Annotated in this window: 19 protein-coding genes; all 19 read right to left on the bottom strand. The window is 37.3% G+C overall.

The window, feature by feature from the left end; translation table 11 throughout:
• Window positions 1-734: distal tail protein Dit (locus BUB45_RS19025; RefSeq protein ID WP_170861794.1), on the bottom strand; the 734-nt coding region annotated here is incomplete at its 3' end.
• Window positions 731-4,324, bottom strand: a complete 3,594-nt coding sequence (locus BUB45_RS19030; protein WP_073013428.1) for a tape measure protein — start codon at window positions 4,322-4,324, stop codon at window positions 731-733. The genes BUB45_RS19030 and BUB45_RS19025, both read right to left, overlap by 4 nt.
• On the bottom strand, window positions 4,325-4,897 hold the full coding sequence (locus tag BUB45_RS19035) for a bacteriophage Gp15 family protein (RefSeq protein ID WP_073013430.1): 573 nt from the start codon (window positions 4,895-4,897) through the stop codon (window positions 4,325-4,327).
• A 10-nt stretch (window positions 4,898-4,907) separates the two neighbouring features.
• Entirely contained in the window at window positions 4,908-5,357 is a 450-nt protein-coding gene (locus tag BUB45_RS19040; protein WP_073013432.1) for a hypothetical protein, read from the bottom strand.
• A 117-nt stretch (window positions 5,358-5,474) separates the two neighbouring features.
• Complete coding sequence (locus BUB45_RS19045) at window positions 5,475-5,939, bottom strand: phage tail tube protein (RefSeq protein WP_073013434.1); 465 nt, start codon at window positions 5,937-5,939, stop codon at window positions 5,475-5,477.
• 2 nt (window positions 5,940-5,941) lie between these two features.
• Window positions 5,942-6,337, bottom strand: coding sequence for a minor capsid protein (locus BUB45_RS19050; RefSeq protein WP_073013436.1), 396 nt, complete (start codon window positions 6,335-6,337; stop codon window positions 5,942-5,944).
• Complete coding sequence (locus BUB45_RS19055) at window positions 6,337-6,663, bottom strand: minor capsid protein (protein ID WP_073013438.1); 327 nt, start codon at window positions 6,661-6,663, stop codon at window positions 6,337-6,339. The genes BUB45_RS19050 and BUB45_RS19055 overlap by 1 nt, the downstream gene beginning before the upstream one ends.
• A complete protein-coding gene (locus BUB45_RS19060; protein WP_073013439.1) occupies window positions 6,663-7,004 on the bottom strand; it encodes a putative minor capsid protein in 342 nt (113 codons plus the stop codon). Before BUB45_RS19060 ends, BUB45_RS19055 begins: the two co-directional genes overlap by 1 nt.
• A complete protein-coding gene (locus BUB45_RS19065; RefSeq protein ID WP_073013441.1) occupies window positions 6,998-7,384 on the bottom strand; it encodes a head-tail connector protein in 387 nt (128 codons plus the stop codon). The genes BUB45_RS19060 and BUB45_RS19065 overlap by 7 nt, the downstream gene beginning before the upstream one ends.
• Window positions 7,385-7,386: 2 nt before the next feature.
• On the bottom strand, window positions 7,387-7,860 hold the full coding sequence (locus tag BUB45_RS20055) for a putative Ig domain-containing protein (RefSeq protein WP_170861795.1): 474 nt from the start codon (window positions 7,858-7,860) through the stop codon (window positions 7,387-7,389).
• A 73-nt stretch (window positions 7,861-7,933) separates the two neighbouring features.
• Window positions 7,934-8,872: a phage capsid protein gene (locus BUB45_RS19075; protein ID WP_212590794.1), complete on the bottom strand. Its 939-nt coding sequence runs from the start codon at window positions 8,870-8,872 to the stop codon at window positions 7,934-7,936.
• An 18-nt stretch (window positions 8,873-8,890) separates the two neighbouring features.
• Window positions 8,891-9,457 carry a phage scaffolding protein gene (locus tag BUB45_RS19080; protein ID WP_073013443.1) on the bottom strand — a complete coding sequence of 189 codons (567 nt, stop codon included), beginning with the start codon at window positions 9,455-9,457 and terminating at the stop codon, window positions 8,891-8,893.
• A 126-nt stretch (window positions 9,458-9,583) separates the two neighbouring features.
• Window positions 9,584-9,790 carry an Acb2/Tad1 domain-containing protein gene (locus tag BUB45_RS19085; protein WP_073013445.1) on the bottom strand — a complete coding sequence of 69 codons (207 nt, stop codon included), beginning with the start codon at window positions 9,788-9,790 and terminating at the stop codon, window positions 9,584-9,586.
• A 27-nt stretch (window positions 9,791-9,817) separates the two neighbouring features.
• Window positions 9,818-9,994 carry a hypothetical protein gene (locus BUB45_RS20060; RefSeq protein ID WP_170861796.1) on the bottom strand — a complete coding sequence of 59 codons (177 nt, stop codon included), beginning with the start codon at window positions 9,992-9,994 and terminating at the stop codon, window positions 9,818-9,820.
• A gap of 18 nt (window positions 9,995-10,012) precedes the next feature.
• The gene (locus tag BUB45_RS19090; protein ID WP_073013447.1) at window positions 10,013-11,170 is read right to left on the bottom strand and encodes a phage minor capsid protein; all 1,158 of its coding nucleotides are present in this window, start codon (window positions 11,168-11,170) and stop codon (window positions 10,013-10,015) included.
• Window positions 11,167-12,711 (bottom strand): phage portal protein, encoded by a 1,545-nt coding sequence (locus BUB45_RS19095; protein ID WP_170861797.1) that lies wholly within the window; start codon window positions 12,709-12,711, stop codon window positions 11,167-11,169. The genes BUB45_RS19090 and BUB45_RS19095 overlap by 4 nt, the downstream gene beginning before the upstream one ends.
• Before the next feature lie 11 nt (window positions 12,712-12,722).
• Window positions 12,723-14,069 (bottom strand): PBSX family phage terminase large subunit, encoded by a 1,347-nt coding sequence (locus tag BUB45_RS19100; RefSeq protein ID WP_073013448.1) that lies wholly within the window; start codon window positions 14,067-14,069, stop codon window positions 12,723-12,725.
• Complete coding sequence (terS, locus tag BUB45_RS19105) at window positions 14,062-14,793, bottom strand: phage terminase small subunit (RefSeq protein ID WP_073013450.1); 732 nt, start codon at window positions 14,791-14,793, stop codon at window positions 14,062-14,064. Before terS ends, BUB45_RS19100 begins: the two co-directional genes overlap by 8 nt.
• Window positions 14,794-14,924: 131 nt before the next feature.
• On the bottom strand, window positions 14,925-15,317 hold a 393-nt coding region (locus tag BUB45_RS20065), incomplete at its 5' end, for a hypothetical protein (protein WP_170861798.1).

The raw sequence follows: 15,317 nt of genomic DNA on the forward strand, positions 1-15,317 counted from the left end.
GGACCATGCCAACCATTTGGATTACTGCCGTAATCAGATACCATCCATTGACCATTGCCGAGTGTAAAACTACCATCAACAATACCGCCAAGTGGACCTTTAAGCGCAAACCCTGCCGTTGTATTTGTCCATCCTGTAAAGTTATCCATGCGATTATTTAATAAAGTGGTTAATTTTTCAGCAGGCTCGTTTAGATCAACGTTAATCGACTTACCTATCATGTTATATTTATCACCATTACTAACCAATGCAAATGTGACAGGTTTAATTGCTTCTAACTCTATAATTGGAGATGAAGGAGCTGTGCCGTTATTTTCGATTATTCCAGCGTCTTCGGTAAACTCATAGGTTTGTTCTTCTCCGTACTTATAAGGAGATGGACATAATATTGTTAAAGTCCCGTTATGTAAAAACGTGTACTCGTTTACTTCATCGGCAACTTCAGGGATTCCATAATAAACTTTTTCTGGTTCATCAGGAAAAATAATAGGCACAGGTTCATTTACGTCGAGTATCTTATTTAATAAATCAATTTTCCTTCTTATTTCTTCCCGACCTTGGGCTCTTACTTGTAATTCGATTATTATTCTTCTAGGAGGGTGGCGTTTTCTGGAATAATATACTCCGTCCATGTTAGAAATATTTATAATCGTTAGCTCATTTGAAGTTAACCCCCTGCCTATAACAGATTTAATTCTAAAGTGTGGCGTTAAATCTAATCCGTTAAAAATCATAAGTGATGTCTCCCTTCATTAAACCTATTTATTCCCCCTCTAGCTCTATCTATGTTTTCTTTTATTGGTTTCCATAATACTTTTCCTGCATAACGACTATCGATTAAGACTTCTGAAGGCTCAATAATAATCTTCTGATTATTATTCATTCTGGATAAAGTTTTAGAAATATCAGTAGATCTTATTTGAAAACCTTTTATCACCTCAGCAATGTAATTATGCCCCGCATGTGCCATTCTATTTGTTCCCAAAGCTACTTCTGGAGTCGATGTCATAACCATTGCACTGGATAGTTTATTAATTTCATCATAAACAGATTTAGCATTATCTTTTATCCCCAAGGCAATTCCTTCAGGTATCCATCTACCAACATCATCCTTCATTACTCTAGATGGAGAATGTATTCTTAATGCGCTTTTCATTGTACTAGCAACGCTATTAGCGATACTTCTAGCTGTAGACATCACTCGTCCTCGACCAGACCACAAACCTTGATTCAAACCAGCCATTGCGTTTCTACCAATAGAATTAAATTGAGACATAGTATTTCTAAATGGATTAGTTAATGATTTAGACAAGTTCTTCATGGTACTAATTTGCTTCGGTGTACCTGACTTTAGTCTATTAAGCATATTTGACATCGACTTTTGAGCAATTTTCGGTAGCTTATTTAACGATTTATCAATTCGCTTAATGGAATTGTCATATCCTTTTGTGATTACTTTAAAACTTGAATCGGAACTTTTTATAACCGATTGAAACATTTTTTTCACAGCCTGAATAACCTTAGATGTGCCTTGGTTTATACCTAAAGTAAGCCCTTCTGTAACGCCTGCTCCGATTTCTTTAAAAACTCTAGATGGGCTGTTAATACCTAATGCTTCTTCTGATGCGTTCTTTGTGTCGTTAGCCATTTTTTCAGACGCTTTTTTAGCATTTTTCGACCCGTTACTAATACCGCTCGCCATCCCATTGGGTATGGCGTTACCCACGGATTTAAAATTAGCGGACTCTATTTGTTCTGTTAATGACTGTTTTGCACCTGTTACCAAATGACCAACAGCTTCCATAACGCCAGATTCTTCAATGCCTAAAGATTTACTAAGAGCGTCGGTTGCTGTATCTCCACCTTTTTTAAATGCTTCGCTTAAAGTTGCCAGTTCCTCATCTGATGCATTTACCAAAGCATTTACATGTCCCGCTGATTCTGGACCCGCTTCTCTTAAAGTATTCAATAAACCTTCATCCACACCGCGTTCAGCCAGAGTAGCAATATTATCTGCCCAATTACTTATAACCTCTTGGTTTTTCTCAAGATTATTAGTCATTTCACTAACGGACAGTTCAGACTTCTCGCTTAACGTATCAAACATATTCGTCGCTTGTTCTTTATAAGTTTCCCAAGTAGATTGCATGGACTCAACGGTCTTTTGTTGTGATTCGGACAGTTCTTCAAACTTGAGTACCTGATTATACACGCCGTTTTCAGTAGCCTCTGTTATATTAGCCATTGATGTCGTTAGCTGTTTCTCTGTGAGTTTTTGTTGTTCTGCTAACTGTTTTTTAGTCTCTCTTAAAGAGTTTTCTTGTTCTCCTAATTCCGCTGTTGCTTCTTTGTGGTCCTCTTTCGATATTTTCTCATCATCATGCAGCTTCTTGCTTTCAGCTCTAAGCTCGTTAATTTCACTAAGTTGCTGATCGACCTTGTTTTGTTCTTCTGATATCTCCAATAATCTTTCTTGTGCTGCTATACCTGCCTCTTGCTCTTTCATTAAGCCTACCCTAGCTTTTAACTGTTCGGATGACATACTCAGAGCGTTAGCCTCTTCATTATAAGCAAGATTTAGTCCCTCTACCCTTCCATTAAGTTGCTCAATGTATTTTGCTAACATTTGCTTTTCAGTAGCTGACTTGTTTTCCTTTTCTGCTAATTTTTCTATCTTATCAGTTAATTCTGTATTGGCTTCTGCAGTTGCTTTAATATCCTTTTGATTTTCTTGATAGGCCTCAGAAGAACTATTTAGGGAATCTTTTAATGAACTTGTTGATTCACCTAGTTTTTCGGTCTCTCCATTAAGTTTTTTGGCTTCTTCGCTAGATTTATTAAACCACTTTACTATCCCTACTGCCGCACCGACTAATGCACCAATTCCTGCTGTAACCCAACCTATAGGACCCATAAGTATTTTTTTAGCTGCAGCAAGAGCGATAGTGGCAGCTGTAGCTAACTTTATTTTCCCTGTCATTACACCAATTACCAAAGTGCTTAATTTTATTGCTCCCGTTTGTGCGGCCGTAGCAACAATGTCCGCTTTTTTAGCTGTAGTTGAAGCAACTTGAGCAGTCATTTGTGCTTTAGTAACTAACGTTAATGCTTTTTGTGCCGATTGCGCCGTAGCCAATACTGCATTAGACGCTTTTATTGCGGCACTTACTTTAGTAACTACCATAAGACCCGCATAAGCTGTTACTGCTCCCATTATAGCTGGAGATAACGCCTTGACTACAGGTATTATTGCTCCTACAGCTGAGCCAAAAACTTTAAATAGTGGCGTGGTACTCTCTATGACTGCTCCAATTACTCTAAAAGACGAATTGACAATCCCTTTTAGGCTATCAATGTTTTGAGCAATGTCTTTTCCGGTGACCTCTTTTGATAATTTGTCAAAAGAACTTATGATGTCAGCTATACCTTTAGCTGCCGCATTTCGTAAGTTACTTAAAGATGTAGCTATCCCTAAACTGTTTTCTTTAGCTAATTTAGCCATAACGCCTGTTCCGGTACCAACTTCAATCAATTTATCATTAAATTGATCCATTGTTATTGTTCCATCTTGCAAAGCTTTGTAAAGGTCATTTTTAGCACTTCTACCTGTATATCCAAATGATTCGGCGATTTTCAACAAACCAACATCCATTGTTTCTGATAAAGTATGCCAGTCGTCTAATTCAAACTTGCCCTTTTGAAGTGCTTTAAGATACTGATCTGTACCACGCTTAGCTTCTTCGGCGCTTGATCCTGATCCTAGCAATGCATTATTTAGTGCTAACGCTGTGTCTGTTGCTTTATCCATATCATTAAATGACGTGTACATACGTTGTGCGGTCGATGATATTTCATCAAGTTTTGTTGGTAGTCCATCTATTCCATCTGACAATTTGTTCATAGCTTTTTCTGAATCCTCAGCAGACACACCTAAAGCTTGAAGTACTTTAGGAAAGGTATTAAGTGTGTCAAAACGGGAAATAGCATCATCCATAGATGCGCTTAACGTTTGAAATGCCGCAGCACCAATTGCAACAAGGCCTAACGACGTAGCTAATTCCTTAATGCCAATAGATGCCTTATCCGTGCCATCTGCAGCATTTTTAGCTCCGTCTGACATGTCGTCCAAACTATCTGTAGCACCCTTTACGCTAGAACCGGCTTTTGAACTACTTGCTCCAAGGCTATCTAAACTGCTTTCAGCTGCTTTAATACCTTTTCCTGAATCAAGTCCAGCTTCTTCTAGTTTGTCTAATTCTCTAGAAGCGAGTTTGACCTGTTTTCCATCGACTTCAATTTGTATTTTTATAGACCCATCCGACAACTACTCCACCTCCTCCTGATCATCGTCATCAAGTGCATATATTTTTTGGAGTTTCCTCATGGATTGCTTATATTCGGTTGATTCTCCTTTCGAGGGTTCCCATTGGCGTATTTGTATAATGCGCTTCATAATTGTGTCATCTGGCAGTCCTTGCAATAGCGATTGAAATTCATGCCAATGTAAACTACCTTGTTCTTGGTATAGATTCATTCCGTAAGCCTGTTGAAAAGAGGCAAAAATATATTCCGCATCTTTATCTAAATCAATCAGTTGTTTTTGTTCCTCATGTTGCACTGGCAAAGGATTACCTTTCAAATCATATTCAATCGGTTGTTCATTTTCGATATAGATAAAAGATTCATAGACGTGATTCCACAAATCAATTGTTATTGCTTCATCAAAAGGTTGTTCTCCAAACAACAAAATAAGGCATATTTCAGCTTTCTCGTAGTCTCTTAATAATTCATCATTAAGCACATCAAATACATCTAATACATTGTCAAAGGCTAAATCAATGGCATATTCTTTACCATCATATTCAAAGCTAGTGACCAGAGGATCGTTCAACCTCATACATTGTCACCTACTTCTTGCTAGACTTTTTATTTAAGTACTCATTTTTCTTAGCTTCTACTTTTCCAGAACGTTCTTCCTCTTGTTCTTCAATCCGTTTAGCTATAGCTATCCCGACAGCTTCTAAAGCTTGCTCTAGAGCTAAGATATCAGGGTGTTTTTTGTAGATTTTTTTAAAGGATCCCTCACCAAAAATAATGTCATATTGGGCAGCAATAAACTCTTTGTTTACATCAAGAGCAGCATCAACTGTTTTTACATCTAAGCTTTCGATTTCAGCATTATCAGGAAAATGAATATGCTGTGCCTTTTCTTGCGCTTCTTTTAACTTTTCATTTGCTAGTTCATTTACATTGAAAAAGCGTCTTAAGTTTTCCAAGGAACTGTCAAACCATAGTTCAATGGTGCCTATTTTCACTGGAAAACCTGTTCGTTCAATACCTATATTTATTTCCGACATTAGTTTATCCTCCCATTAAAAAGAGACGCCCTATAGAGCGCCCCCCTTCTCATAGTTATTTTAGATTTACAATAGCCCCATCCGTTGTAGATTCAACATTTTCAACAGATGGGGTATTTACTCCCCCGACGGTGGAGTTGTTAGATCAGTCTCCTTTGGTAGCGTATCAAATCTAATGTTACAGCTAAACGCTTCGTAAGCACTAGCGTCGCCAGCGCCTGCTACAATTGCCGATACCGTCGCTCTACCAACCCATTCTTTTTTGCCATCAGACCTAACAACTTTATGCCAAATTTTACGGCCATCACCAGTTTTGTATTTTAAACTTGCAATTAATGCCTGGGCAGGGTCATCTGGGTTAAAGTATCCTTCGGGCGTGTATGCCCCTGCTACAGATATAATATCTGATTCTAGAGTTCCATCACCATCGTAAAAAGCCATATCTTCTGTTTCTTCCTGTGTATCATCACCAATAGTTGATATATAGTTTGCTAGTTCTAACCAGCCATCTTCCGTTGGTTCTTGATCAGGAATATATTCTTGTACAAAATGCCCACGCAAAGCGTTCTTTCTTCTTGCCATCCTTATTCCTCCCTAAATACTGTAATTTTTGCTTGTATATTCAATAAAAAGACGTACCAACCTTGTTCATCAGCGTTATTGATGAAAGGCTTATTCGTTATGATTAACTCTTCAAACTCAAAACTATCATCAAAACTTTCCAAGACTACTAGATTTTCCAGTTCGTTTTGAACTAGCCAAAGTGTATTATGAATTTTACTTTGCAATTTCGATTTCATTGCAATTTCATAATTTAATTGCTGGTCAGTTGTGCCATCCATGTATTCTGTCACTACTTGGGATCCAGGTAAAGGATATAAAGCAAGTGATTCTTCTGCACCTAAATACCCCAATTTGCAGGTAACAGGAAGCTTAGGTATGTCATTTATTCTGTCACTTAATCGTTCCATAAAATCCACTACCAATCAGCTCCCTTCATAAATGCGTTAATCCAATCACTCATAAATATCCTTTTCGCTTTCATATCCCATCTTGGTCCTGTTCCGGGTGTAGTGTAGTTATACATAGGCATATAAAATAGTCTGGCAGCATAAGGCGTGTCGTAATTAATTGCTGTGCCATCAATGTCTATAGTTGCGGTTTGTCTTAAAACTCCTTCATCCATTGGTACAAATTGGTTCATGTCGGATAAAGCTTGGTTCGCTAGTGATCTTCTGCCTTTTTTAATTATCTGTGATTTTAATTTATGTTGCGCACCTTTTAAATTAATGTCAACTCGCGCCATCAGACCACCTCTAACTCATACGAATAGATGGTTTTAGAATAAGCTTCATAAATTGGAATCACCTTGGTTACAACGTGGTCTTGATCATCAAACATCAATACCGACTGTGCTTTAAATGCAGGTAATGGATCGGTTATGCCTTCATAACAAAAAACAACCGCATTATATAGCAGTTGCTTACCGGATGTTGTTGAAGTATATTCAGCACCACGATCAATACGGCAATGCTCAATTGAGATCGGTTTAGCATACTCGGGTTCAGACCAATTATTTTCACCCAGGTATTCTTTGTATTCAAATGAATCAATACAAAAGTCTTTTGGTGGTTTCGGCATTACCATACACTCACCCCAGAAAAGAGTAGTCCAGTACCTTCTAGGTAGATGTACACATCTTCTGCTACCAGTGACTTTCCACCTGAACTAGAACGACTTTTGTTAGTAACCGTTGTACGCCCAGCACTAAACGATTGTGGTGATTTATTAATTCCTTCAAATGTTGTTGCTCCTATTTCGTAGAAAAACTCAATTTGAGCGCATAAAGCCTGTTTAAATTGAGTTACCCTCCACTCATTATCTTTCGTAATGTCATTTTTAACATAGAAATAGCTAGTTTCAGCATTTAACACCGCACTAGCTTTTTTAATTAAACTCTTAAAAGTTGATTCCTCAATATCTACTTCAGATATTTCTTTAAATTCGTCATACGTAAGATAATTCATTTTTATTCACCTTCTGGCGGCGATTCTGGCTCTGGTTCAGCCAATGTTAGGATATGTGTATCAGTAAATGAACCATCAGTTGTAGTAACCGTTGTAGTGTATTCTCCTGCTGGCACATCTGCAGACCAACTAATTAAACCACTGTCGCTAACCGATAAGCCAGTTGTAGATGGTGCAATCGCATAAGATACACTCTTATTAGTTGCATTAGAAGGTGATAAAGTAGCTGTTAATTGTCTGCTTCCAGTTGTTCCTGCCTCTGCATTGGAAGTTTTAGGAGATAGCTTCACTCCCGTTACATCAATTGGCAGGGTTTTAAATGCAGGAATGTCTATTTTCTCGCTTTCTCTGTCTCCTTCGACTCTAACAGCTTTATAGTCTCCTGCCTTAACACTTTGATTAGCGCCAATTCCTGTGATTCTAAGAGGGCTTTCACCCTCTACGACCACATCATTACCTTTGTAGATTTTAAACATAAAAGCCCTCCTTATTTTAAAATGATGACTGCCCCGTCAGTCGTTGGCGCGACATTGTCAATATTCGGGGTCGTTACTCCCCCAACTGAACAACTTTGATAACAGCTTTTTTGTTGGCAGGCAAAATAAACTCTCCTGCTTTACCAGCACCTTGAAAAGCTACTCCGTCAAAGTCCTCAGACTCAATAGTTCGTGTTGTATTGATACCAGTAAATTGCTTACCAACACCAGCAATCGACGTATAAGCAAGTTCACCAGTTTGGAATTTTGTTTCTGGTACTTTTTTGATAAGAAAATCTTTGAATTGTAAGATGTTGTTCGTATCAACATTTGCACCTGAACGCTTAGCAGTCGTTGTAATTGGATGGTCAACGATTGCATTGTATAAAGCTGGTTTCACCCATGCCATTTTTGTACCAACGGCTTCCATATTTGTATAAGCTTCGTTTAGTGAATTAAACAGCTTTAGCACTGGATCATTTGCAATCTCAGCTAGTTCAAACACTTGATCAGCAACCGTAGAAATAAACTTACCGCCATGATTATCAAACATTTGTACTTTTGCTTGTGCTTGTAAATCTGATCGGTCTGCAATAGTTGCAGCAAAATCATTGTTTACAGTATGGCGGTCAATTCCTTCATGAAATACCCATTCCCAAGTGTAAGGTACATCTTTATCTGTGTAGATAATTTCTTGACGATCGCCAAAACGTGATGATTTACCTGTTCCTGTTCCAAAACCTACATTTTCGTCTTTGTTATACTCCGTTCCAATTACAACAGGAATATCACTTGTTTTAATGGAGAAAGCTGTTTTGTTATGAGTAACTCCGTCTAATGCTTCCAACCCGCCACCGAAAAACTCTGAAAAATAAGCACGCTTTTGGTAAACAGCTTGCAATAGTTCTTTAAATTGTTTTTGATAGCTTCGCACTGCTTGATTGTTGTTATTTCCTGCAGCAAAGTACTGTAGGTTTAATTGTAATAGTTGTTGCTTTTGCTTTACTGTCATTTATATTACCTCTTTCTTTTAATTATATTTTGCTAGTTTTGCAGCAAACGGATCATCATTTCCCGTATTAGTTCCGCCGTTTGGATTACCTGGTGTGACAATCGTTGGTGAGGGCGGCTTTTCTTCTGCTTCAAATAGATATGGCTCGTTCTCTTTTAAATTATTCAATTGATCGTCAAGACCTTTAAGAATATCGCCATCAAGTTTAATGGTATCCATATCTAATAGAGCCTTAACAGCCTTGGTGTTTTTAACTTTCGCGCCAGATAAAGTGTTTTCTAACTTGTGATCAAACGCCTGTTGTTCAAGCTTCTGCTCATATTCCGTCTTTGTTGTTTCATTCTGTTGCTTTAATTCTTCAATTTGGGCAGTTAGTTCTTCATTACCTTCGGCTTTTTTTCCAAGTTCCTCTAGTTGAGTATCACGATCTGCTAATTGCGTTTTATAGTCTTCAATTTGGCTTTCAAGAGTATCTGCTTTTTCGGCCTTTTCTTTGATCGAGTTTACTACTTTGCCATGGCTGGTCATTACTTTATCAATCAGTTCATCTGACAAACCTAATTCTTTTAATTCTTCTCTATTCATCTTCCATTCCTCCTACATTTGTTGACGTGGTCTTGTCCACGATGGATTAGTTATTTTACGCATAACTGCGATAAAAGCGCATAACAAAAAGCCCTGTTTATACCGTCTGTTGGCTAAAGACGAGGGTTATTCGTTTCTAGCAATAGAGGCGTTCGCCCACATAACTGATGTTTCCAGATTAGTTAATGCAACTGACTTCTCACGACTATTAGGACAAACTTCTTCAAGCAAATAAGCCAGTTCCTTAGCTTTCTCTCTTATTGCATTATATTTCTCAACCTGCCCTTCCTTTGGTGCATGATAACTAAAGTTATTTTCGATTTGGTTGTTCATTTTATATCCTCCTAAGACTTCAACATTTTAAATACTAACTTCAGGTCTAATTACCTCAAGTTCTCCATCATCATCTTTTAGACAAACTGAATTCCCGTAAGATTCCATAGCCTTATAGCCATCTTTCAAAATAACATCATCAGGTGATATAGAAGCTACTAACTTCCCAGCTGGATCTACAATGTTAATGATTTTATTAGACAAACCCTCACCTCCTAACAATCATTTTTTATATGAAAAATCCTCTAATAAAGTAGATAGAGGTGTATATACCTTTTCACGCTTATAGTTCCTGCTTAGATATTTACCATTCTTTTTTAAATGATCACGCATAGCCTTTTGCCTGCGTCTTACCATCATTCTCCAATGCCCTGCTTTATCACTACCTAATTCCTTAGCAACCATAAGGTTTTTCTTATACTTAACAATCCCTCTTTCAATACGACGCTGAGTATCTCTTGCTTGCGCTACTCTAGCATTTAAATCAGCGTCATATTGTGGCTGATTATTTGTATTTACATCAGGAATAAAAGGTACATGTAAATGACGGCAATTCACTCCTCTATGACCTCCAGCTGTACCGTATTCAGCACCCCAAGATGGATCATAGATTGATTTATACTTACTGCCTTCTGGTATTTCGCTAGGCATTCTTAGATCTACTACATTGCCCTGAATGGCAGAACATTGTTTTCTTGCCCCAGCGTGACTTGTAACAAGTACCGTATAAACGTCATATTCAGCCATACGCCCTGTTCTTAACTCATTATAGGTATTTCCTAGTGTGGACTTTAAAACGGTTCTAGTGTATCCTTCTAAGCTCCATGTGTGGCCGCCTTTATCAGTTAAAGTGGTACGAATGCCTTTTTGTGCTAAATTTGTAATAGCTCGCTCTAACGATTGTTCAAACGTATATAAACCAGTATTAAACATTGCAGATGTTTCATTCAATACATTTTGATAGGCTAGTTGAGCTGTACCAATACCATAATTAGTGGTAACGAGTGTTTGATTAACGTAATTATCAATCTCATCCCAAACTTGATCATGATAAGCCTGCATAACCATATCTAAATTATTGGGCATAGGCTTTGTTGGATAAGGCATTGACCTATCTATATCTTTTATAACGCCAACACCTGTATCTTCAAACATTCTCTTAATCTCTGATTCAGCAACACCAGATGCCTTAGACAAAAGCTTGACCACCTCATTATTAAATAACCGCAATTCGTACAGTTTTTGTGCTTGCCACTCAGCAATATCTTTAGAACCACTATTCAGCCGCTTTATAATAACCCTAATTATTTCACCTTCAAGACTGTTATATAAATCAGCCATGTTATTAGACCATAAATCTATTTGATATGGTGTTATCATTCTTCATCACCAAATAAATTATTGGAAGCCTTATTATCTAATTGAGACGGATCCATACCGAGTTGTTCTGCCTGTATTTCTTGTAACCATTGTTCAGCTGTATCTTTTGGTACTTTAAAAACACGCTGAATAACCTCAACGGTAGGAATAAAACCGTACGTTTTTGCTTGGCCGTAAAATTTTAGTAGCGCTGATCGATCTTGAAATACTCCATCATCAAAGTCAACGCCAATATGTTCAAATGTAGGTATCTCACCGCTAAACAAACCGTAAGCTTTTGCTAGTTCTAGAACAGATACAACCAATCCTTTAATAAACTGCTCTACTTCGTATACATGGTCATTCCTGGTGCGATACGTTAAGTCATTCTCACTAACGATTTCTGTTGCCGTCTTCATACTACGGCCGTCAAAAGAAAATGTACCAACAGATAGCTTTAGCTCCATTTCAAGTGTTCTCAAAGATTGATTAATTGCTGATATATATTGTTCAGTCCGGATGTCGCTAGTTACATCTTTCACTGGTTCTTTTCCATCACCCATATGAGCTGATTTATAAACATTGACATCTGGATCAAATACTTGTTTAGGAGGGTTACCAGCTTCATCTGGTAATGTATTAAGCATTGAATCACTAACAAATACAGTTCTTTGCCCCATTTTGACTTCCCACCAAAACTGATCGTATGTGTCATTTATTTTTTTGAGGGTAGATGTTGCATTATCAGCTATCCCTAACCCTAATGGACTAAGCGGACATATGTTATTAAATCCTGATGGCTTCACATAATTAAATAACGGGCGTGATAGATTCTTTATTTCTGTCCTTTCTTGTAAGTTTTCGTATAGCTCATCCAACGGCACCCGTTTTCCGACTTCACCCTTGTTGTCTGACTTATATAATTCATTGGTAATAACGTACAAATCATCTTCCCATTCGTGAAATTCTAGCAAGGTGTAATAAATAGTTTTGTTTCTTTCGACCTTTGTTGTGACTGATTTTATTACACCTTCCGAAATGCCATTACTATTACTGCGCAATGGAAAAAAGGCATTTGCCAATGCCCAAGAAAATTCTATTTCGCCTGACTTACTATCTACATAAGGTCTTACATTTAGACCACCAAGGGCAAATGTAGGCTCTAAGTAATCTGCTAAATTTTTCTTGAATTTGTTATGTTCAAATACATGTTCAATAAAATCATGAGCTGACTTGTAGCTATTTTCCTTCTTTTCTTCATCTTTTACATCCGATACATATATCTCACATTGCTCGTTAAATACAAGTCCAGCAAGTACTTCAGCACTAAGCTTTCTCATATTCAGCGTCATATAATCACGTTTTTTTAAATGACCATGTGAGTTAATATATTCCACTTGAGGATAATCGCCTTCATACTGTTTTAAGTTGAGGTCTATCCTAGCTAACTCTTTTGGATCAATGTTTATCTTAGGGTGGTCGTTAATAGTTTTTAACGTTTGACCTGACAAAGCGTAACCTCCTCTCTTAAATAGATTTTTAATGCGATCTATGATTTGCAAATTACCACCTCCTAGACTTTTAAGCGCAAGTCTCTAGCGTTAGCTGTGCAGAAGTATTGAAAATCATCACATGTATGATCATCTTCCTTAATAACTTTAGGATCATCAGAGTTAAGTGTATTCTCGTCAAACTGATATTTCTTATGTTCTTCGATGAAAATATCATTGTTATCTGCATATCTCAGACCTGTTCTATATGGATTTTTAAGATAATAAAAACGCCCCTGAGCTAATAAGTCATGGACGTAATCAATCATATCTATTTTCTTTTTCTTAGCAACCGGATCCCAATGTTGACCATAATCTTTATAGTATTGATTTCTTAATGCAGCTTCCGCGCTATCAATTGTACGTTTTTGTATCCTAGCGCCTTTCCAATGATCTTGTGTTGATGTCGCTTTAATAAAATCATGAATATCCTTAGACAATTCACTAGGTGCTTTCTTTCTTACTTGACCAGCTGGACTGTAATAATACGTGTTCAAACGAATTACCTTCCCCTTTGTCGTCAGTCCATAACAGCCGCATGATGTAGCAGACACAGAATGACCAGTATCCATAGAGTAATATAGAGCGATGATTCTATCATCAGAAGGTAATTCGTCAAGTGGTTTAAACAAATTCATATTATAAACATTGGTTCCAAGCCCCACAGGCTCACCAAGGTACAAATAACGGTAATAATCATAGTCATTATTTTTGATACGTTCAATATCCTGTAGCATCTGTTCAGTAACAAATCCTAGTTCGTCGTTCTTGTAGCTTGAATCATGAACCAGATAATTATCTTCGCCAACCATGCTATCAGACCACTCATTTATCCAACTGTATGGGTTTCTGGGTGGATTATATGACCAAAAGAATCGCACCATATCAGCTAATTGATGTTTTTGCCTCATGAATGTAGTGTTAGTCTGGTCAAATTCTTCTGCATCATTAAACTCTGCCGCTTCTTCGTACCAAACAGCAATAATATTCCCAATATCATTTGATTTTAACTTTTGGAAATCATCTTGGCCATAAAAATAGAATGTTGATCCAGTCGGCTTGTGCGTTATCTTGAATGGCGATACTGTACAACTAAACTCATTTAATAGTCCAAACTTGGTTAAAGCCCACTGTATCTTTAAATAAACCGAATCCCTTATTGTGTTTGCTACTTTACGAATGACAACAATATTAGCTTTCTCGCCTTTTTTGATGTATCGCAAAATCATATAAACTAGCAACAATGCTATCACAGATGATTTAAAAGAGTTACGACCACCACGCAATATGTTATATGGTTTATTAGTCGTCCATACCGATTTAAAATGTGGATTGACTTCTTTTTGTATATTAACGGTGACTTTACTCATTTTCTTCACTCCACGCATCTACAATTGTAATTGTTGGCGGAGTATTACTGTTGTCATCTTTGGACAATTTCTCGGTTTCGGCTTTTGTCTTATCGATAACAGCTCTCATTCTTTCAACTTCCAGCAGCCTATCATCGTCATAATTGGCCAACTCATAAAACTGTTTCAACATGCTTCTTAGTTCGCCCATAGCGCGACTTTGGGAATTTAAAAAGTTCGCCTGTTTATCCCAAGCGAACTGTATTTCCCATTCATTCTTTTCTGTTGAAAAATTATCTCCGTCGGCTGTTTCTGTTTTCTTAACTTCTTTTGTTAAATCATATTTATCTTCAACAAACATAATCTGTTGCGCTCGCATAATGGATGCAAACTGCATTTTTATGTTCATCCATAGAATATCTAATGGAGCAATGCTATCTATTTCGTTTACTATCTCCAGCGTTTCTTCTGGTAAGTACTTGGCGAACAAACCGTGTTTAACAGCATTAGTATTTCTTTTAGGAGCAGCACCGCCAGGATTTCCTATAGCATTTTTGTTACCTGGTTGACCGCCTCTTTTTGTGTGCACACTTTTTTCTTTGGGTGCACCCTTATTTCTTTCCCAACCATGACGCCTTTTCCACGACTTTACGGTATTAATCGATACTTCATATTTATCAGCTATATCCTTATATTTCATGCCTTGGATATAATCTTTTTCAGCTTTCTTATGCTTGGCTTCCATTTACATCAACACCCACCTCCAACTTTAATCGAGTTTGTTTTGGGTAAAAGAAAAGACACCTCATGCTTGAGATGTCTTTGGATAGTTATGTTGTTTTTTTGATTCAAGTTGTTATTGATGCTAATTATTTACTAATCATATTTTATTGTGCCATCAGATAGCAGATGATAAACTACTAATTCCCCGTTTTCTAAATAAGAGTTAGCTACATGTATAATCTTTCCATCTTCCCAATTTATAAACAATTGCATCTTAACAGTACCGTTCTGTATTGCTTCGATGTCAATGGCATCAACAATTCCTTCTCCTAATTGTTTATCAATTTCATTCTCATAATCGCCTGGTGCTCCTATATCGTATCTCCAGCTAGGTAAAGCATCCTTAGCGTCCACACCAATTGCATCTGCTTCTCCAAGTAGATCTATTACTTGGGATTCTGTCATTCCAATGTCTAAGTTTTCCTCAATGAATTCTTTGGTTATTTCATCAGATTCAAAGCTTGTAGCACTTTCTTGTTTATCCCA

The organism is Virgibacillus chiguensis (assembly GCF_900129865.1).
GTDB lineage: Bacteria > Bacillota > Bacilli > Bacillales > Amphibacillaceae > Virgibacillus > Virgibacillus chiguensis.